At 44.0% G+C, this 273-nt stretch carries 1 pseudogene; it reads right to left on the bottom strand.

The annotated features are described in order from the left end of the window. Window positions 1–273 (bottom strand): annotated as a pseudogene (gene idnR, locus RTW80_RS29255) (DNA-binding transcriptional regulator IdnR); the annotation flags it as partial.

Raw genomic sequence — 273 nt, 5'->3', positions numbered from 1 at the left:
ACCTCCATATCCAGCCGTTCTCCCTGTACATCCATCAATTCCACGACCGGAATGGTGGCTGAACGCAGAAATTTCACCGTCCTGATGGTGTGATATTTTTCCGAAAGTATAATCCCGTCAATGTTATAAGAGAGCAGGTTAATCACCGACTCTTCTTCGGAATCGCGATCGTAATTGTAATTAGCAATAAGGGTCTGATAATTATGCTCAGAGGTGACGGATTCTATTCCCGCGAGAATGTCAGCGAAGAGTTGATTTTGAAATGACGGAATC

Source organism: Escherichia sp. AM3 (assembly GCF_032029835.1).
In the GTDB taxonomy this organism is placed as follows: Bacteria; Pseudomonadota; Gammaproteobacteria; order Enterobacterales; family Enterobacteriaceae; genus Escherichia; species Escherichia coli.
This window is presented reverse-complemented; position numbering and strand designations above follow the sequence as displayed.